The organism is Cobetia sp. 14N.309.X.WAT.E.A4 (genome assembly GCF_030397495.1).
GTDB classification, from domain to species: domain Bacteria; phylum Pseudomonadota; class Gammaproteobacteria; order Pseudomonadales; family Halomonadaceae; genus Cobetia; species Cobetia marina.
Genome location: NZ_JAPNXT010000012.1, coordinates 74,942 through 92,454 on the forward strand (window position 1 = coordinate 74,942; position 17,513 = coordinate 92,454).

General features: G+C 57.8%; 26 protein-coding genes. 19 read left to right on the plus strand and 7 right to left on the minus strand.

Annotated features, from left to right (window positions below; translation table 11 throughout):
- Position 1: 1 nt before the first annotated feature.
- The 5 genes from OW493_RS14630 to OW493_RS14650 all read right to left on the minus strand — a co-directional run bounded on the left by OW493_RS14630 (position 2) and on the right by OW493_RS14650 (position 4,739).
- Positions 2-1,276 (minus strand): ATP-binding protein, encoded by a 1,275-nt coding sequence (locus OW493_RS14630; RefSeq protein ID WP_289864711.1) that lies wholly within the window; start codon positions 1,274-1,276, stop codon positions 2-4.
- A 213-nt stretch (positions 1,277-1,489) separates the two neighbouring features.
- Positions 1,490-1,699, minus strand: coding sequence for a hypothetical protein (locus OW493_RS14635; protein WP_289864714.1), 210 nt, complete (start codon positions 1,697-1,699; stop codon positions 1,490-1,492).
- Between the two features lie 950 nt (positions 1,700-2,649).
- Entirely contained in the window at positions 2,650-2,925 is a 276-nt protein-coding gene (locus OW493_RS14640) for a hypothetical protein (protein ID WP_289864717.1), read from the minus strand.
- A 178-nt stretch (positions 2,926-3,103) separates the two neighbouring features.
- Complete coding sequence (locus OW493_RS14645; RefSeq protein WP_289864720.1) at positions 3,104-3,568, minus strand: hypothetical protein; 465 nt, start codon at positions 3,566-3,568, stop codon at positions 3,104-3,106.
- A gap of 262 nt (positions 3,569-3,830) precedes the next feature.
- A complete protein-coding gene (locus OW493_RS14650) occupies positions 3,831-4,739 on the minus strand; it encodes a helix-turn-helix transcriptional regulator (RefSeq protein WP_289864723.1) in 909 nt (302 codons plus the stop codon).
- Between OW493_RS14650 and OW493_RS14655 the strand changes: the two genes are divergently transcribed.
- The 13 genes from OW493_RS14655 to OW493_RS14715 all read left to right on the plus strand — a co-directional run bounded on the left by OW493_RS14655 (position 4,629) and on the right by OW493_RS14715 (position 12,279).
- A complete protein-coding gene (locus tag OW493_RS14655) occupies positions 4,629-4,859 on the plus strand; it encodes a Cro/CI family transcriptional regulator (protein ID WP_289864726.1) in 231 nt (76 codons plus the stop codon). The genes OW493_RS14650 and OW493_RS14655 overlap by 111 nt on opposite strands.
- Positions 4,860-4,951: 92 nt before the next feature.
- On the plus strand, positions 4,952-5,416 hold the full coding sequence (locus tag OW493_RS14660) for a phage regulatory CII family protein (protein ID WP_279837456.1): 465 nt from the start codon (positions 4,952-4,954) through the stop codon (positions 5,414-5,416).
- Positions 5,417-5,494: 78 nt separating this feature from the next.
- Positions 5,495-5,815: a hypothetical protein gene (locus tag OW493_RS14665; RefSeq protein WP_289864730.1), complete on the plus strand. Its 321-nt coding sequence runs from the start codon at positions 5,495-5,497 to the stop codon at positions 5,813-5,815.
- Positions 5,816-6,068: 253 nt separating this feature from the next.
- Positions 6,069-6,968: a helix-turn-helix domain-containing protein gene (locus OW493_RS14670; RefSeq protein ID WP_289864733.1), complete on the plus strand. Its 900-nt coding sequence runs from the start codon at positions 6,069-6,071 to the stop codon at positions 6,966-6,968.
- Entirely contained in the window at positions 6,910-7,653 is a 744-nt protein-coding gene (locus OW493_RS14675) for a replication protein P (RefSeq protein WP_289864736.1), read from the plus strand. The genes OW493_RS14670 and OW493_RS14675 overlap by 59 nt, the downstream gene beginning before the upstream one ends.
- Positions 7,646-8,002, plus strand: a complete 357-nt coding sequence (locus tag OW493_RS14680) for a hypothetical protein (RefSeq protein ID WP_289864739.1) — start codon at positions 7,646-7,648, stop codon at positions 8,000-8,002. Before OW493_RS14675 ends, OW493_RS14680 begins: the two co-directional genes overlap by 8 nt.
- A gap of 181 nt (positions 8,003-8,183) precedes the next feature.
- Complete coding sequence (locus tag OW493_RS14685) at positions 8,184-8,468, plus strand: hypothetical protein (protein ID WP_279838044.1); 285 nt, start codon at positions 8,184-8,186, stop codon at positions 8,466-8,468.
- A complete protein-coding gene (locus OW493_RS14690; RefSeq protein ID WP_289864746.1) occupies positions 8,465-8,986 on the plus strand; it encodes a VRR-NUC domain-containing protein in 522 nt (173 codons plus the stop codon). Before OW493_RS14685 ends, OW493_RS14690 begins: the two co-directional genes overlap by 4 nt.
- Before the next feature lie 22 nt (positions 8,987-9,008).
- The gene (locus tag OW493_RS14695) at positions 9,009-9,566 is read left to right on the plus strand and encodes a hypothetical protein (protein WP_289864748.1); all 558 of its coding nucleotides are present in this window, start codon (positions 9,009-9,011) and stop codon (positions 9,564-9,566) included.
- 881 nt (positions 9,567-10,447) lie between these two features.
- Positions 10,448-10,678 carry a hypothetical protein gene (locus OW493_RS14700; protein ID WP_289864751.1) on the plus strand — a complete coding sequence of 77 codons (231 nt, stop codon included), beginning with the start codon at positions 10,448-10,450 and terminating at the stop codon, positions 10,676-10,678.
- A gap of 57 nt (positions 10,679-10,735) precedes the next feature.
- Entirely contained in the window at positions 10,736-11,266 is a 531-nt protein-coding gene (locus OW493_RS14705; RefSeq protein WP_084208174.1) for a glycoside hydrolase family 104 protein, read from the plus strand.
- A gap of 44 nt (positions 11,267-11,310) precedes the next feature.
- Positions 11,311-11,664 carry a phage holin, lambda family gene (locus OW493_RS14710; RefSeq protein WP_054557045.1) on the plus strand — a complete coding sequence of 118 codons (354 nt, stop codon included), beginning with the start codon at positions 11,311-11,313 and terminating at the stop codon, positions 11,662-11,664.
- Positions 11,665-11,979: 315 nt separating this feature from the next.
- Positions 11,980-12,279 carry a hypothetical protein gene (locus OW493_RS14715; protein WP_289864761.1) on the plus strand — a complete coding sequence of 100 codons (300 nt, stop codon included), beginning with the start codon at positions 11,980-11,982 and terminating at the stop codon, positions 12,277-12,279.
- 5 nt (positions 12,280-12,284) lie between these two features.
- On the opposite strand, the gene OW493_RS14720 is transcribed toward OW493_RS14715, so the two are convergent.
- Positions 12,285-12,476 (minus strand): DUF2188 domain-containing protein, encoded by a 192-nt coding sequence (locus tag OW493_RS14720; protein ID WP_166019411.1) that lies wholly within the window; start codon positions 12,474-12,476, stop codon positions 12,285-12,287.
- A gap of 46 nt (positions 12,477-12,522) precedes the next feature.
- A complete protein-coding gene (locus tag OW493_RS17240) occupies positions 12,523-12,732 on the minus strand; it encodes a DUF2188 domain-containing protein (RefSeq protein WP_082388876.1) in 210 nt (69 codons plus the stop codon).
- A gap of 143 nt (positions 12,733-12,875) precedes the next feature.
- Here OW493_RS17240 and OW493_RS14725 point away from each other — a divergent pair, with 143 nt between their 5' ends.
- The 6 genes from OW493_RS14725 (at position 12,876) to OW493_RS14750 (ending at position 17,504) form a co-directional block, all read left to right on the plus strand.
- Positions 12,876-13,202 (plus strand): HNH endonuclease, encoded by a 327-nt coding sequence (locus OW493_RS14725; RefSeq protein ID WP_268750739.1) that lies wholly within the window; start codon positions 12,876-12,878, stop codon positions 13,200-13,202.
- 124 nt (positions 13,203-13,326) lie between these two features.
- Entirely contained in the window at positions 13,327-13,806 is a 480-nt protein-coding gene (locus OW493_RS14730; protein WP_289864765.1) for a phage terminase small subunit P27 family, read from the plus strand.
- A gap of 6 nt (positions 13,807-13,812) precedes the next feature.
- Positions 13,813-15,522, plus strand: a complete 1,710-nt coding sequence (locus tag OW493_RS14735; protein WP_289864767.1) for a terminase TerL endonuclease subunit — start codon at positions 13,813-13,815, stop codon at positions 15,520-15,522.
- A 1-nt stretch (position 15,523) separates the two neighbouring features.
- Positions 15,524-15,688: a hypothetical protein gene (locus OW493_RS14740; RefSeq protein WP_289864769.1), complete on the plus strand. Its 165-nt coding sequence runs from the start codon at positions 15,524-15,526 to the stop codon at positions 15,686-15,688.
- On the plus strand, positions 15,685-16,905 hold the full coding sequence (locus OW493_RS14745) for a phage portal protein (protein WP_289864771.1): 1,221 nt from the start codon (positions 15,685-15,687) through the stop codon (positions 16,903-16,905). Before OW493_RS14740 ends, OW493_RS14745 begins: the two co-directional genes overlap by 4 nt.
- Positions 16,902-17,504: an HK97 family phage prohead protease gene (locus OW493_RS14750; protein ID WP_054557052.1), complete on the plus strand. Its 603-nt coding sequence runs from the start codon at positions 16,902-16,904 to the stop codon at positions 17,502-17,504. Before OW493_RS14745 ends, OW493_RS14750 begins: the two co-directional genes overlap by 4 nt.
- Positions 17,505-17,513: the final 9 nt, after the last annotated feature.

Sequence of the window (17,513 nt, forward strand, 5' to 3'; positions counted from 1 at the left end):
ACTACTTATCCCCCATAAGACTACTGTCCATTAGGTTCTGTAGGGATATATTTGACGCATCTAGTTCTGGCACTCCTCCCAGGGCCCCTTTTTTATACTTCATGTAAATATTTTCGTTGGTTCTAAGTCCCTCTATCTCATCTGCGCTATATATTTCGCTTCTTAGATCAATCTTTTCAACAAAAAAGGTTTGTGACTTACTCAGCTCTTTGATTGAATCGATAGCATGACCACTATATATAAGCTGGCCAGGCTTAACGTTCAGCTCGTGGTTTGTAAATATATCAATGAAGAATGGCATCATTAATATATGTAAGTCACTGTCTATTTCATCATATACAACTACTCCACCTTGTATCATTGCTCTTATCATATGCCACAAGGCGCAAATTATTTTTTGCGTACCAGTCGATTCTTCGAGTATAGGAAATGAATACTCCTTTCCTGAAGAGTCTACGTGTTTGGCATATAATAACTCTTTGTCTCTAAATTCGTCATTAATACGAACTTTTACAACGCCTATTGTTAGTGCGCTTATCCCGAGATCAATATTCCTAACCACCTCTTGCATGAGTTTAAATAATATTGTGTTCTCGTTTTCTGCAAGCTTTTCTGAGATATCAAATAAGAGGTCGTCCGTATCATCTAGCTTTCCACGAGGCCCGACATTAGTGAAATGTAAATCAAAAGCTTGGATAGCGCTCCAGATCAAATTGTTTTTTTGGTGAAGCAAGTCAAGATCTTCAACCTCTGCAATAAATGAAAGTAGGGAGCAATTATTCTTATTGAATCTATTATATCTTTCTGGGACCTCTTTACCTGCTGAAAGCTTTGTGTATATCGTATCTTCTATTAGCTCTCTCTTGTATAAGTATTTAAATTTATTAGTTTTAGGGTTTTGGTAGTATAAAGCTTCCTTATTTAAAAACCCATTTTGAACTGTAAATGTGTACTTAAATAGATTTCCTAGATGACTAAACTCTAATTTAAAATTAGATGGTTCGCCTTCATGCAACTCATGCGTATTAAAAGGGATTCTACCCTTGTCTTTACTATCAAATGAGCCTCTAGCAAAGAAGCACATAAATGAAATGGCCTTCAAAACATTAGTTTTACCTGAGCCGTTGGCACCAAAAATTCCATTAACTTTGTTTACATACCTTCCACATATGTGATCAGTTGTTTGCGTAGATTTTGCAAATGATGTTGTAAAATCTAATGATGTCTCCTCGTAAAATGAATAGAAATTATTAAATTCTATGCTATGTATATACATACATGCTCCTCTTGCTGCTATTGGAGGTTGCAACGAGCCAACCCCCTTGAAGTATTTCTAGAGCATTTTGACATTTTTTCGTCAAAATTGGTAGAAAATCAGGCAGGAGATGAAGGCAGCCTTAGTCCAATGTTCCCAAAAAGGACTTCATCTGACTCGCTTTACGGTGCCATCTACAGCCTTATCTGTTTATCTTGTCTACAATGCCTGCCTTTAGCACGCTATCAATTGCTCCTGTGTGATGATGATGCGGCGCCCATGGGCACCGATCCATGCGTAGTGCCATTCGTTGTTGGTTGGACCCTTGATCCAGCCCTCGAGATCGCCGTGGCCGTTATCGGTCGGAAGGCTGCATTCCGTCTCGGGTCGCGGCCACGGGTGAGGGAGGTGCAGCAGGCTTTCCATCAGTTGATCGCGGGTCATATCAGTCGTCCTTGGTGAGCAGTGTGTCGAGCCAGCCACCGGCGAGCAGATAAAAGAAAGCTGCCAGGCAAGTGGCGGCGATGAGTAGTGGGTGAATCATGGTGGTGCCTGTTTGAGTGAGGCGTAATCGCCCAGCCGTTTGGCAGTTGCCAACAGGCCGGCAGGCCTTCGCCTTAGCGTTTTGACAGCCTCTGCCAAGCTTTGGGGCTTCGCCGGCTTGCGGGATCTGGTGACTGGCGCAAGCAGTAGTATCGGGTCATGACGACCAAAGCGAGTCATGCGAGACAGGAGAGTCCCTTCCCCGATACCGAGCCGCTCGGCGTGTTCGGCCATCGTCGCGGTGATGCCATCGACGGTGACCCGAGATCGAAGAAAGAGCGTCATACTGACCTCCTCGAGTGGTTGAGCGCACACGTCAGCCCCCAGAAGAGGCTGACGTGTGAATACCAAAAGGCCCGCCGCTTGGGGCGGGCAAGATGCGCCGAGAGACACGATGAAAAGGGGAGTACCAAAAAGCCCCGTCAGGGACGTGACGGGGAAGCACAGGCACTACAGGGAAAGCGTATCGGGAAGCCGTCGCGTTGTGTGATGGCTTGCCAATGGCACTCTCGGGTGGGCTCTGCCATTGGCAAAGCCCCATATAATTCCCAGTATTTCGACAGCCCTGGGCGGCGTACTCCCAGCGGCCTCTCACGTCTCTAACGCTACGGGCGGGCTGGGCATGCCTGATTGTTAAAGAGCATCCGCATTGTCCGGCGGTTCGGGACTCATCAGGCGATACCGGCAGTGCCGATGTCCTCTGATAAGCGCTGTCTCTCCAGCTGTCACACCACTTGCCCAGGTGTCGGGGGTAAGGCCACTAGCGCAAGGGAGGAACCGGCGCCTTACCTGCGGGTGGTTATGCTCGCAATCCCACTGGCACCACCTGCTGGCCGTGGGGCGAGGTCTGATCAGCGACTGGCAAGCTGCTGACCATGCGTAATCTGAGGGGGGCAGAGGCTGGCGGCATTGCCATTGAAGTCCGGCCAGCCGCGGCGCTGGGATACGACGAAACCGGCCTTGGCATCTTCTTGCCACATGGCGGTCATTTCGCAGTATTCGGCTTCGCTGGCGGACAGCTGGCGGGCGCCATCGTTCTGCTGAGTGAGGCTGGCAAGTGTGACTAGGCCGCCGACGATGACGGCAAGGGTGATGGCTGAGCGATGCTTGCGGGCGGTGTCGGTCATGGGCTGCTCCAATCCACTCAGTGACGATGGCGATGTGCCGTGTTGATGTGAATTATTATGGGTAGGCCCGTATTAATGGTCAAGAGTTTACCCGTATTTTTCAGGTTGAGGGCTTTCCGCCCATGTCGTAGGCAAAAAAAACCCGCCACTGTGGGCGGGTCAGATGGCCTGCGAGGGCTTAGTGGTCGGCGTTCTCGATCCGCCGTTTGTACGCCTCGGCGGCCTGAGTGTCCGTGCCCCCGTGTTCCGCGTAATCGAAGCTACCGGCCGGTATGGGGGCTGGTTCTCGCATTTGTGGCTGGGGTGTAGCTGAGGGTTTCACACCATGCGTGGGCGTGCTGGCGGTCAGAGCGCTATTGCGGCCACAGTGATGGCAGATGGTGGCCTGCTTGGGGATCAGTGAGAGGCAGTGCGGGCATTCCTTGTCTGTGGCCTTGGCGCTCCGCATGCGGCGGCGCTTGAGCTTTACTGGATCTGCCGGCATGGCGATAACATAGAGGATGCCCATCAACGGTGTGCCGAAGAAGCCCACCGCGCCCGCCGAGGGGACATCCACGCCCTTGTAGTATGCGGCATGCATCACGGCTAGCCAGGGCAAAAGGAAGATGGAAAGCGTTAAGAAAACGATTAGTGCTGTAGACATGAGTTCGCCTCCTTGCGAGTCATGCAAAGTGATGAGGTTTGCTAAGACTAGCACTGCCGGCAGGCGGTAGAAGCCATAAAAAACCGATGTGCGGGCGACTTTTTGTAAAGGTTGGTTGTCTAGCAAAAATAAGCAGGGGGTGACATCAGTGTCAGGGGGGGGAGGGTGACACCAGTGCCGGGGGGAGGGTGACACCATTGTCGTACCCAGAACCTACCTACTAGAACCACTCTCTCTGGTTACGCGTGCGCACGAGGAATTCTCAGGCGAAAGTTTCCCACCAGAAGACGCGACCGATGATCTTCGGGGCATCCGGATCACCCAGGGTGTAGATCTCTTCCGGATACTCGATGTGGTTATCACTGACCACCCGCATGCGGCCCGGGGGTAATCGGTATAGGCGCTTTACACGCAGCATGCCGCAATGGTCCAGCGCGTAGACCTTCCCGTCCAGAATCTGTCGGCATCCCTTGTCGATGCCGATCGGTGAGCCATCCACGATCACCGGCTCCATCGAGTCGCCAGAAACGGTGGCGCATGCAGCAAGCGATGGATCGACTCCGGCCTTCATCAAGCGCGGCAGGCTGAAGCGCATGTAAGCGCCGTGGTTCTCGATAACTTGAGTGCGACCATCGCCTGCCGCCATCTCTACCTCACGGAAATACGGGATCTCTACCTCGTCATCTCTGAGAGGCTCATCACCGTCCACGACCTCAGTTTCATGAAGCACCAGCTCGCTGGCATCGCTACGGGGGGCAGTCCCTGACTCAAGCATCTCGCCTTCGCCAGTCGTGAGCCACCTCGCACTCACGCCAAGTACATGAGCAATTTCAGCCGCGTACCCAGTCTTGCGGGACTTGCCCCGTTCAAGGTCGGAAACGCTGGTCTGATCTATGCCCACACGCTCAGCAAGCTGCACTTGGGTGAGCTTGGCGTATTTTCGGGCGGCCTTGAGGCGATCTTTGAATTCCATGGGGTAATTATCATGGGCGCGCCCATACTCTTGCAAATGGGCATTCCCGTATTTATGATTACGGGTATTCCCGTATGGAGCGGCATGATGAAAAACATATTCGAGCGTTTGGTCGATCACTTTGGAACTCAGGCCAAGGCTGCTGATGCGCTTGGGGTCTACCAGGGGACAGTTTCTGGATGGGTTCGCGGAAAGCATGGGATGTCTCCAGTTTTAGCACTCCGTGCAGAGCGATTGACGATGGGCAAGTTCAAGGCTGAGAAGTTATGCCCGCCGCTGGCCCACGGCTTACGGACCGCCAACAAGAACACCGCCTGACAGCCACAGAATAGCCGGCCGCCCATATCGGCTTAAACGGAACGAACACGAAGAGATTCACCATGGACAGTCATACAGCCCCCGAACGTGACATGGATACCTATCTGGATGCGGTGCATGACGTGGTTTTCGAGTGCTGCCCCAAGGTGCTGGCGAGTGATATCGGCATGTCGGTGAAGTCACTTTACCGCCGGGTGGCAGAGGACGACCCCATGCCGATGCGTCTGATCGATGTGGTGGGGATCTTCTGGAACGTGGACCGCGAGCACCAAATGCGTCTGATCGCCCCGTTCCTCGATCACTTGGGGATGGTGGCTGTGCCGCGTTATGAGCAGGGCGAGGTGAGCCGTGGGGACGTGTTCGCCTCTGTACTGAATGCACAGCAGGGCCAGGGCGCGATGGCGGCGCTGATTCAGGCGGCGATTGCGGATGGCGAGATAGATGACAAAGAGGCTGCACAGCTGGAAGCGCAGCATAAGGCCATCGAGCAGCAGATGAGCACCCTGATGGGGCAGCTACAGGCGATGCGCAAGCCGCTGAAAGTGGTTGGCAAGTAACGAAGCGCTAGATGCAAAGAAGCCCCGCCGGCGACCAAACCATGACGGGGCATCTCAACTACGCCAAGGAAGTATGGCATGACGATCAAGACGAGTGAAGCCAAGGGCTTGTTGCTGAGTTATCGCGGTTGGAGCTGCGAGGAGCTCAAGCAGGAAACCTATCGACTGGCGGTGGCCATCGAGAAGCGTGAGCGAGTGCGAGGCGTGATTGATCTGCGCATGAGCATGCAGCACCACCTGGCCGTGGTGGCTCTACTTGAATGCGGCAAGGGGCAGGGTGAGTCGGCTCAGGCAGATGCCCGCCGCACTCTGTCGATCGACCACCACATGAGCGAAGCAGGACGTTTCGAGCGTCTGTCGCTGGGCATGGCAGCCAAGGGCGATGAGGTAATGGCATGACGATAACGGCAAGCATGAGCACGGCACGTATTGAAGCCGAGATGGCTCGCGCGAGTCGTCATGTTGCTCAACGAGAAGATGTCCGCCATGAACAGCCGGTGCGGGCCCGTGAGTATCACGAAGCATACGCCACTTGGCACAAGTGCAATGCCATTCTCGCAGCCCGCCGCGGTGACAAGGGCAATGAGTTGGGCGGCAAGAAGTGGCATCGGGCGCGTGCGGCACGACACTTGAAGTTGGCGGGAGGTGAGGCATGAGCCTGCATGCGATGAGTTGGGCGCGTGAAGTGATGCCCGAGATGCCTGGGTCGATCAAGGCGGGCCCGCGTCTGTTGCTGTTACTGATGGCCGATTACGCGAACGAGCAGGGCGTATGCTGGCCGTCCGTTCGTCGCCTGGCGGATGAGATGGCCTGTTCGATGCGCACGGTGCAGCGCGCGATTGAGGCGCTGGTCGAGCAAGGGATCATGACGGTTGTGGCTCGCAAGACAGCCTCTGGACGCCAGACCTCGAATTTCTACCGCCTTGCCATGGGCGATGATCATCAGCAACCGCAAGCCGCCGATGAGCCGTCACCGGAAGAGCTAGAGGCGCTGATGGCTGGCAGCGATGAGGAAGAGGCGCCTGCCGAGCCTGCCACTGCGCCTGACCAAGCCGAGCACCCGATCTTCGCCAATGCTGCCCAGCAGGCTGACAACGGCCAGCCGCAAGTGACTGCCGGGGCCCGTCAGGTGCTGATGACATTGGACTGGCAGCCGGATGCCACCCACTGGCAGACGGAGACGGTGCGCCGTGGTGATCCATCGCTGACATGGGATCAGGGCGAGCTGGCGGACTTCACCGCGCACTTCGCGGATCAGCCCGGTCGGAGGCATTCGCATCATGCTTGGTGCGCCAAGTTCGCGGGCTGGGTGAGTGAGAACCGCAAGCGAGAAGCGGCCCGTCAGGCCCGCATGAGCCAGAACGCCAACACTTCATCGAACAACAATGCACGCAACGCTGGAGGCATCCATGGAAGCCGTCGCTCAACTGGTCCAATCCGTAACTCGAAACTCTCAGCCGCTGAAGGGCGTGCACTCATTGAGCAGCGCCGCCGTGAACAAGTCGAAGGCCAGCCGCCGTCCGGCGATGTCATCGATGGCAAGTGGATGTGATGACCTGCCACGGGTGAGCCAGAAGGCGGTGGATGCCTTGTTCGATCGCTTGGCCCAGTTGCATGGCGCCCATTGGCACCGTCGCTGCCGTGAGATGGGTTGGGGCACTGAAGAGAATGGCCAGTGGGTGAGCTGTGACGTGGAAGGTGAGTGGCTGGCGGCCCTGAGTCACCTGAGCGCCCAGCACCTGCGCTGTGGCTTGCAGGCCGAGAAAGCCCGCACGGCCAAGTCACTTCAACAGCGTGGCAACGCCTTCCCACCTGACAGCGCCATGCAGTTCGCCGAGCTATGCCAGATGACACCCGAGGGCCTTGGCCTGCCGGACTTCGATACCGCCTGGCAGGCATTGCAGGACCACGCCTTCACCGGCAAGCCGTACCCGCATGAGGCTATCGCTGCCGCGGGCGAGCACATGGACCTTCATGGCATGGCGTCTGCCAGCTATCAGCGCATGGACAAGCATGAACGGGCCTTCCGCGTGTACTACCAGCAGGTGGTGGAGCGATACGCCCGGGGTGATGACCTCAAGCCGCAAGCGGCGATTGAGCATGACGGCCAACTGTCACCGGCGGAACGTGCCGTCATGGCGGGGGAAGACAAAGCACGCCAAGCAGCGGGAGATCTGGCAGGCATCACACCGACACAAGCACTGAAGATTATGCGGGGAGGGTTAGCACATGGGTAATCATGAGCATCAAGCATTCACAACCACTGCCGGTGCCAATGTTGGCAGAACCCCACGGCCACGACGTGCGACGCTGGACAATCCCGCAAGTCAGCTGGGCCGTACCTATCTGGCGCTCAGTGAATCGCGCTCATGGCTGATGCTACATGAGCTGGCCGCCGAGATCCTTGCCCGCTTCGATCGGCTGGATAGTGAAGCTGCCATCAGTGCGCGCTTGCGAGATCTGCGTCGCCATCATGGGGTAAGAGTGGAGAGTCGCCGCCGCGGGGGGAGTGCGGCCCATGAGTATCGCTTGCTGCGTCTGACGCGGGGCAAAACTCAGCCCGACATGCTGGAAGCTCTGCAGTGAGCTATCGCCCCGCTGGCAGCTTCAGGCGGCCGAATCGTTCAGCCCTGCGTCGCTGCTTTGCCTGCGGTAGGCGTGTAGCCGTTGATCAGCTGGCGGCGTGCTTGGGTACGTGCAAGCGCTGCATTGCCCTGGGTAGGCCACACTACAACGCCAAGGGTGCTCGGATAAGAGGAACAGGGTGATGGGGTATTCAGGCGGCAAGTACGCTCAGATGGCGGAAATGTTGCTGGCTACGGAGGACTTTCTGCTATTTCTCGATCATGCCAAGCGCTACCGCTACAAACTTGATGAGAACACTATTCCGGATGGGACTCATCAATATGAGGATGGCGTGGATTTCCTTTGCAAGGCATGCGGCGTCACGACTTTTGCCGATATGGACAAGAGCAAGCGATCTGGCCAGATGCTACCGCGAATCATCGCGAACTTTCGTCGCTGGCAGTCGGCGCAAAGGAGGCCTGAATGAGCTGGGCAACACACCCATCCGCCAAGGTGGCGGCCCGCAAGGCAGGCCAAGCCCGCAAGTCGGCGCCACGCATCGACCGCGAGGGCAACGAGCAAAAGGTGCTGATCCGTTGGCTCAAAGGCGAGCAGCGACGCGGAAAGCAGGTGGGGGTGCTGCTCGAGGATGTCACCTATCACGTCCCCAATGGCGGCCAGCGCAACAAGAAGACGGCGGCAGACCTCAAGATGCAGGGCGTGCGGGCTGGGGTGAGTGACCTGGTGGTGGCCACGGCCCGCGGTGGGTATCACGGGCTCTACATCGAGTTCAAAGCAGCCCCGCCACATGATGCCGCCCTGGCGAAGTCTCAGCGCGAATGGCTTGAGAAGATGGAGGGCAATGGCTATCTGGCGGTGCTGGCCAGGGGCGTGGATGAGGCCAAGGCGGTGCTGGTGGCCTATGCGAGCTGGCCCGAGACGGTGGTGGCCGGTGAGCCAGAAGTTATGCCGCATGGCAGTGAGTGGCGCAAGGCAACGGCATAAGGCTCACGGAGCAGGAGGGGACATGCAGCGGATCGAGGATATGGGGCTGGCGGAGACTTTTCGCCTGATCGCTAAGCTGCCGGAGGGCGTGAGGCGTCAGCAGGCGTTGGCACATGCTCTGGATGAGCTGCTCGAGGAAGAGATCGAGTATCGCACCGGGTTGCGCCATCAGAATGCCGGGTGGCATCAGGTGTCATCGGTGGGTGGCATGGGAGAAGGGCGTGGCGAATGCACAGGGCTGGTGGATCACGTCGGCAAGGCGGCAGAGCGTTATCAGCAGGAAAGCCAGTGGCGGACGATGGCGGCGGCGTTGCTGTCACGATTGAGCGATCGACAGCGCATGGCGGTACTGCTGGCGGCCTATGCCATTCCGCCGGTGCAGCATTGCCAGTCGCCGCGCATGATGACCCAATCGCAGGCCGTAGCGGCTCAGGTAGCGATACTGGCACGGTTGGGGTGGGTGCCAGGGGCGGTGAAGGTGAAGCCGTTCAAGTCAGCTAAGGCGATGCAGTGTGCAGCATCTCGCGCACGTGGCTGTCTACTACATATGGTGCTTTTGCAAGCCGAAGTGGCTGTATAGATACCATATGTTGCATAAGAAAGGGTTTGAGGGTACGATTCAGCTATTGTGTGATTCCTGCGTCTACGGGATTACCGTTTATTCTACTGTTTCCTTTCATCATGTGATTCAGTCTATGTTCTAGCTCATCCCAAAAATTTGGTGTGTTTATGAATGAGCTAGATCCGAAGCTTATCGAGAAAGCTAGGGCAGGTGAATTAGCAGCTTTAGGATCTTTATTGAATCGTGAGGCCTCTATCCATCAGCTTACCCTTGATGAATTAGTGCAACGTTATGAGCATATGGGATTGACGCGAGAAATTGCACTGCGCGCATGTAATGAAGACCATTTTCTTAGTTGCTTGAAAAAAGCCAGAGAGTGCAGATGTTACTTGAGAAGCTAATCTACCCTCGTGTATTTCAAGGTACGCGGGGGCAACAAGAAAATAGCGCTCGTGGTTAGCTTTTGTCTCAATATCGCACAACTTTTTCGTTTTATTATCGTTTGCTGGCTTGACGTTAACATGCTCTATACTTTCGGCATTGATTAATGGAGGGCAGTGCTGTGCAAGACGATACGATCAACCCTACGGTAATAAATGAGGCCCAGAAGGGTGATTTTAGCGCGCTAGGAAAAGCTATGTGCATACTCTGTGACGACATAGGGATGGGGCTGGAGCAGGTGGTTGAGGAGTTTTGGTATGTGGGCTTGGACGCGAGGCTGGCCAAGGAAGCACTGGCTCATGGGCGCTTCTCCAGGAAGATCAGACCCAGCTACTCGTATGATCGGTATTGAGTTTTTGAGATGAGGCAAGCGTAAGGAGATCGTTGATTCTCGGGTTTGTAACCGAAAGTGTCGCGAGTTACATTTCGCTTACAAACTGTGATCGAGGTGTCTTGAAATGACAAAATTGACCAAGGAACTCATTGAGCGAGGTCGAGCTGGAGAGCTATCCTTACTAGGTGGTGCAATATACGAAACGATGTCTAGAGAAAATTTGACATTTCAGCAAGTGGTTTTCGAATATAATAGACTTGGCTTGAACCATACGCTTGCTAAATCTGCTTATACTGAGTTTAGGATTGATCAAGACATATTGCAGTTCCAAGAATCACGTCAAGCCTATTCCTGAATAAATTAAAAAATCCTGCCCAGTGCAGGATTTTTTAATTTATTCGTGGTGATTATCATGGCAGCTTCTCTTCCTCTTCACTGGTTCGATGAAATCGAGTTGGTGGGCTTTGACACGTCTATTGATCCTACGGCTGACGATGCTAGCAACCTTGCCGCCTTCCTCGACACCATCGCTTATGCCGAGGGCACGCCGCGTTTCAGCTCAATCGAGGGCTATGACGTGCTGGTGGGTGGCAAGACCTTCTATGATTTCGATGATCACCCTCGGCAGTCGATGTGGCTCCCGAACCTCGGTATTCACTCGACCGCTGCCGGCCGTTATCAGTTCCTCGTGCGTACCTGGGATGACCTGGCCAACCGCTTCCACCTGCCGGACTTCTCGCCGGCCTCGCAGGATGAGGCTGCAAAACAGCTAATCCGTCAGTGTCGGGCATTGGGGCTGGTGTATGACGGGCGCATCGCTGAGGCCATACACGCTTGCCGGCGCATCTGGGCGAGCTTGCCCGGGGCAGGGTACGGGCAGCGTGAGCTTGATACCGATGAGCTGCTGGGCGTGTACGTGCGTGCTGGGGGCCACATCGCATAACGATAACGACGAACTACGCAGGGCCTACCGACTCAGGAGGCCATATGCATGATGACGACCACGAGCCCGCCGATATGCCACACCGCGATCCATCGACATGGCAGATGCTGTTGGAGTGGCTGCAGCCGTATCAAGCCAACCTTTATGCAGCAGGGCTGTCCTTCGTGATCGCGCTGCTGCGCGGTCTGCACTCCGGCGGCCGCTTCTACAAGTCAGTGCTCGAGGCGACCCTGGTGGGCGGCCTGACACTGGCGCTCAAGCCGCTGCTGGACTGGGGCGGTTTGGATCAGGACATGGCCGTGGCCATCGGGGCTGCGATCGCTTTCCTCGGTGTCGAGTGGCTGCGTGCCAAGTCTGACGCCATCTTCGATAAGGTGCTGGGACGATGGCTGCACTAATCAGGACCGCGTGGGCATGGGGCCGTAAGCTGATATCAGGTGTGAAGGTCGAGGTCATCCTGATGGCTGTGGTGCTGGGCTGGGGGGCGATGAAGACCTATGAGGCGACCAAGGCCGAGCAGTACACCAATGACCTCAAGGCTGAGCTATCCACTGAGAAGGCAGTCAACCGCGGGCTCGAGATGATGGCGTTGCACTACGGCAATCAGATGAAGCGATTGTCCGTCGCATTGGAAGCCCGTGAGGCCAGTCGCGCCCAAGATGACCGTTCAATCATGGCTGCCCGGGCAGCTGCACGCCGGATGGAGAGAGACGATGCGCCGACTGGGGATTGGGCTGATCGGCCTGTGCCTGACGCTGCTGCTGAGTGGCTGCAGCGCCTTCGAGAGCAAGTCAGTGGTGATGCCCACTGAGTGGCAGTGCACATTTGAGGTGCCGAGCTACCTGCTCAATCCACTGCCCGCCCCTGACCGGCCAGTGACATCCAACCGTGATCTGCTCAGCCTGCTGGCCGACTATGAGTCCCAGCGCCGGCGCTTCAATGATGACCGCACGGCGACGGCCTCGATCCTCGAGCGCCTGGCCGATGGACCAGAAGACGTGGGGAATGAATGATTTAGTCAGATCACACGATCTCGCCCGTTCCCCCCGTCGCGGATGACGAAGAGCTTGTAGCCTTTGATGTGACTGAGAGTCTTAGCGTACTCGCGAGCTTCGTCTTCACTCTTGAACGTCTTGTGAGGGATGTCTTCGTACTCACGACGCACTGCCCAGCCATCAGAGCATTGATAGAAATACATCTCGATCATCATAAGAGGCTCCTGTGATCGAAAGCCGTGTTCGCTATATGTGTAGTTCTTACTGTAGTAATGATGAGTGTTTATCAACAATGTTTCCGCCTCTCGCTTCAATCACGAGCTTGGTTCCCAGTCGGGCCGCGAGGCCGCGGGCGTAATCAATCGCATCGTATTGTGTTGTAAAGCACCTGATACACTGCGTTTTTCCCTCTCGCTTCACGCCCCATTGGTTGCCTCTGATGACCACGCGGATGCTGCTAGGAGCCGTCATCTCGGTCTTTCTTCTCCTGTAGATACATCATGTCATTTTTGGTGCACTAAATTAGTTGCATCAATAATAATAAATTTGACTATCGACTTACATGTTGAGGGCTTTGTGTGCCTATCAAACCACCGCGACCCTGCAAGGCACCCATGTGTGGTGGCAAGACAACTGCCTCTCACGGGTACTGCGAGGCGCATGCCGATCGCGCTATCAACTGGGGCAAGAGTAAGCGAGGTGGGCAAGGCCGAGGTGGTCGGCCATGGCGGCGACTGCGAAACGCGATTCTCAAGCGTGATCGCTACCTCTGCCAGCCATGCGAGCGCATGAACCGCATCACGCCAGCTACTGAAGTTGATCACATTGTGGGTAAGGCTCAGGGCGGCACAGACGCCGCTGACAACCTCGAAGCGATCTGCAAGGCCTGCCATCAGGCCAAGACGGCAAGCGAGGCACTGGCGGCCAGATCAGGCGACTGAGGCAGGCCCTGAGAGGGGGGAGGGGGTGCAATCTCTACCACCTTTGGGGGCGGCCACCGTTCCGTTACGTTTCTTTCTCACACCCGCGAAATTGAAAAATCAGCCTAGCGCGAAGGATTCTCAGATGACACGAGGTCGCAAGCCCAAACCAAGCCACTTGAAGGCGGTGCAGGGCAACGCCGGCAAGCGTGCCATCAACCATGACGAGCCCGAGGGCGATGCACTCGATGAAGCCCCGCCGGCACCCGACTGGCTGTGCGATATCGGCCGCGATGCCTGGGACAAGCTCGCGCCCTGGTTGGTTGGCTCCAAGATCCTGACGCGCTCTGACCTGCATCAGCTCGAGGCCTACTGCGATGCCTACGCCACCTGGCGGCAGGCCGTGGTCGAGATCCAGCAATGCGGCCTGGTGCTGGAAAGCCCTGCCACCGGCGCTCCCATCAAGAACCCAGCTCTGACCGCGAAGAATGAGGCGGCCCGCCAGATGACGACCTTCGGCAGCGCACTCGGTCTCGACCCGTCCAGCCGAGCTCGCCTGGCCGTGCCCGGGTCCAAGGATGCCGCCAACCCCTTCGCCGAGCTGCTGGGTGGCAACAAGCGATGACACTCAATGGCCAGCTATCCCAACGTCAATGCTGCGAACAAGTACGCTCGGGACGTGGTGGTTGGCCGGATACCCGCTTGCAAGTGGGTCCGCCTTGCCTGCCAGCGTCATGTCGATGAACAGAAGGCGGTCAAGACGCGCGCCTTTCCCTATCGGTTCGATCGTGACGCCGCCGAGCGGGCATGCGCCTTTATCCAGCTTCTGCCTCACACCAAGGGCAAGTGGGCGCGCGAACGCAAGCTGGTCACGCTCGAGCCCTGGCAGCTCTTCATCTTCAGTGTGCTGTTCGGCTGGATGAGCAAGCGTAGCGGTCAGCGCCGTTATCGTGAGGCTTACATCGAGGTACCGCGCAAGAACGGCAAGTCAGTGATCGCCGCGGGTGTGGCCACCTATATGCTGGCCGCCGATGGGGAATACGGCGCCGAGGTCTACTGTGGCGCCACCACCGAGAAGCAGGCCTGGGAGGTCTTCCGCCCCGCCAAGCTGATGCTGCAGAAGTCGCCGGCATTGGTCAGTGCCGCCGGTATCGAGGTGATGGCCAAGAACATCAGCATCCCCGGCGACGGCTCCCGTCTGGAACCGATGATCGGTGACCCGGGCGATGGCTCTAGCCCCAGCTGCGCCATTGTCGATGAGTTCCACGAGCACCAATCGCCCAGCCTCTACGAGACCATGCTGACCGGCATGGGTGCCCGCGATCAGCCGCTGATGTTCATCATCACCACTGCCGGCTTCAACCTCGCTGGCCCTTGCTACGACAAGCGCCGCCAGGCGCAGCAGATGCTCGATGGCGTGGTCGATAACCCTGAGCTCTTCGCGCTGATCTACACCATCGATGAGGGCGACGACTGGCAGTCGCCGGACGTGCTGCGCAAGGCCAACCCCAACTTCGGTGTCAGCGTCAGCGAGGAATTCCTGCTCAAGGCGCAGCGCGATGCCATCCAGTACCCCAGCCGCCAGAACTCCTTTCTGACCAAGCACCTCGATGTCTGGGTCTCGGCACGCAGCGCCTGGTTGAACATGGCCACCTGGCTGGCGGCCGGTGATGACTCGATGTCGCTGGAACAGATGGAGGGCGAGCCCTGCTGGCTGGGCGTTGACCTGGCCAGCAAGACCGACATCGCCGCCATCGGCCTGGTCTTCCGCAAGGTGCGCGAAGACGCCAAGGTCGAGTGGCGTGCCTTCGTGCGCAGCTACCTACCGGAAGGCGCGATCGAGCGCGCCAGCAGCAACCGCGCTGCCTATGAGGGCTGGGTCAACTCCGGCCACCTGATCATCACCGATGGCGAAGAACTCGACTTCGAGGTCATCCGGCAGGACATCCTCGACCTCTCCAGTCGCTTCGATGTGCAGGAAGTCGCCTACGATCCGTGGCGAGCCACCCAGCTCGCACATCAGCTGATGCAGGAAGGCGCGCCGGTCATCGAGTACCGCAACACGGTCCAGAACATGAGCCCCGCCATGCGCGAGATGGAGGCCGCCGTCACTGGCGGTCGCTTCACGCACCCGGCTGACCCGCTGCTCACCTGGATGGCCAGCAATGTGGTCGCCAAGGCCGACGCCAAAGAGAACATCTACCCGCGCAAGGAAGCCGCCGACAACAAGATCGACGGCATCATCGCGCTGCTCATGGCGTTGGGGCGTGCCATCACCCTCGATGTCGAGACACCCAGCCTTCTCGACTCCCTCTCAGACGACGACTTCCTGGTCATGTGACATGCGAAACCTACTGTTCGACACCCTCGGGCTGGCCGGCTTCGCCAGCCTGACGGGCGGCCTGTACCTGCGATTCGGCCTCGCGGACGCGCTGATGGTCAGTGGCAGCCTGCTACTGGTGTTGGCACTGCTCGGCGCACGCGCCATTCGCAAGGGGGCCTCATGATTCTTGATCAACTGTTCTCCACCCGCTCGGTCGAGAACCCGGCAACGCCGCTCACCGGTCAGACGCTGGCGGACTATCTGTATGGCGACTCCAGCATCACGGTCAACCAGCAGAGCGCCATGACGCTTGGCGCGGTCTACGCCTGTATCTACGTGCTGTCATCCTCGCTGGCGCAATTGCCGCTGCACGTCATGCGCAAGCAGAACGGCGTCATCACCGCCGCCACAGACCACCCCGCGTATCAGCTGCTGCATGACGAGCCCAACGACTGGCAGACCAGCTACAAGTGGCGCGAGACGGCCCAGTCCCATGTGCTCGGCTGGGGCAATGGCTACACCGAGGTGGTTCGGGATGCGCGGGGCAATGCCGTCTCACTGCAACGTCATTGCCCGTGGAACTGCAGCCCGGTGAAGCGCGGCAACCGCTGGCTATATGCCGTCACCGATGAGGATGGCTCACGCGCCGTCGCGACCGAGGACATGATCCACGTTCGTGCACTCGGCTCGCACGATCGCACCGGCGTCAGCGTGGTGCGCCAGCACGCCGAGACCATTGGCCTCGGGCTGGCGGCCCAGCGCTACGGCAAGGATTTCTTCGAGGGAGGCGGGCGCCCGACCGGGCTTGTCACCGTCAAGGACAGCTTGAACGCCGACAGCTGGAATCGCCTCAAGGAGACCTGGACCAAGGCCGTGGCCAGTCTGCGCCAGTCCGAGAACAAGACGCTGATGCTCCCCGCACAGCTGGATTACAAGTCGATCACCATCGCGCCGGAGGACGCCCAGTTCCTCGAGACGCGCAAGCTCAACCGCTCCGAGGTGGCCGGCATCTTCAACGTGCCAGCGCACATGATCAACGACCTGGACAAGGCCACCTTCTCGAACATCTCCGAGCAGGCCATCCAGTTCGTGCGGCACACGATGATGCCTTGGGTCATCAACTGGGAGCAGGAGATCAACCGCGCCATCTTCACGCCCACCGAGCGTCGGGCTGGCTACTACGCCAAGTTCAACCTCGCCGGGCTGCTGCGCGGCACCCCCACGGAGCGTGCCGAGTTCTATCACAAGGCCATCACCGATGGCTGGATGGATCGCAACGAAGTCCGCGCCCTGGAAGACATGAACCCACGCGATGGCCTCAGCGAGATGCTGATCAGCGTCAACGCCACCCCAGCCAGTCAGCTGGGCCAGTCACCCTCGCCCGAGGACTCCACATCATGAGTGAGACAGAAAAGCGCGCCCTGACGTGCGAAGTCCGCGCCGAAGCGGGCGGAGACGGCCAGCCGTTGCGGATCATTGGTCATGGCGCCGTCTTCAACAAGCGCAGCGAAATGATCATGGGCATGTTCAAGGAGCAGATCGCCCCTGGCGCGTTCGACAACGTGCTGGGCGATGACGTGCGTGCACTGTTCAACCATGACCCCAACTTCGTGCTCGGCCGCACCCTCAGCAACACGCTGTCGCTGTCGGTGGATGAAGAAGGCCTGCGTTATGAGATCGACCCACCTGACACCCAGTCGGTGCGTGATCTGGTCATGGCGCCGCTGGCACGGGGCGACATCACCGGCTCCAGCTTCGCCTTCCGAGTCGCCCCCGATGGTGACGAGTGGGGCGAGGACGAGCACGGCGTCATCGTGCGCACCATCCACCGATTCAGCCGCCTGCTGGATGTGTCCCCTGTGACCTATCCGGCTTACCCCGATGCGGGCGCCGCCAAGCGGTCGCTCCAAGCTCGCTGCGATGAACTCCGAGAGATCACGCAGCGTGCCGTCAATCAGCGCCGCGCCCGCGAGCGCTTCCTTGAACTCATCAATGCCTGAGCCCGTGGA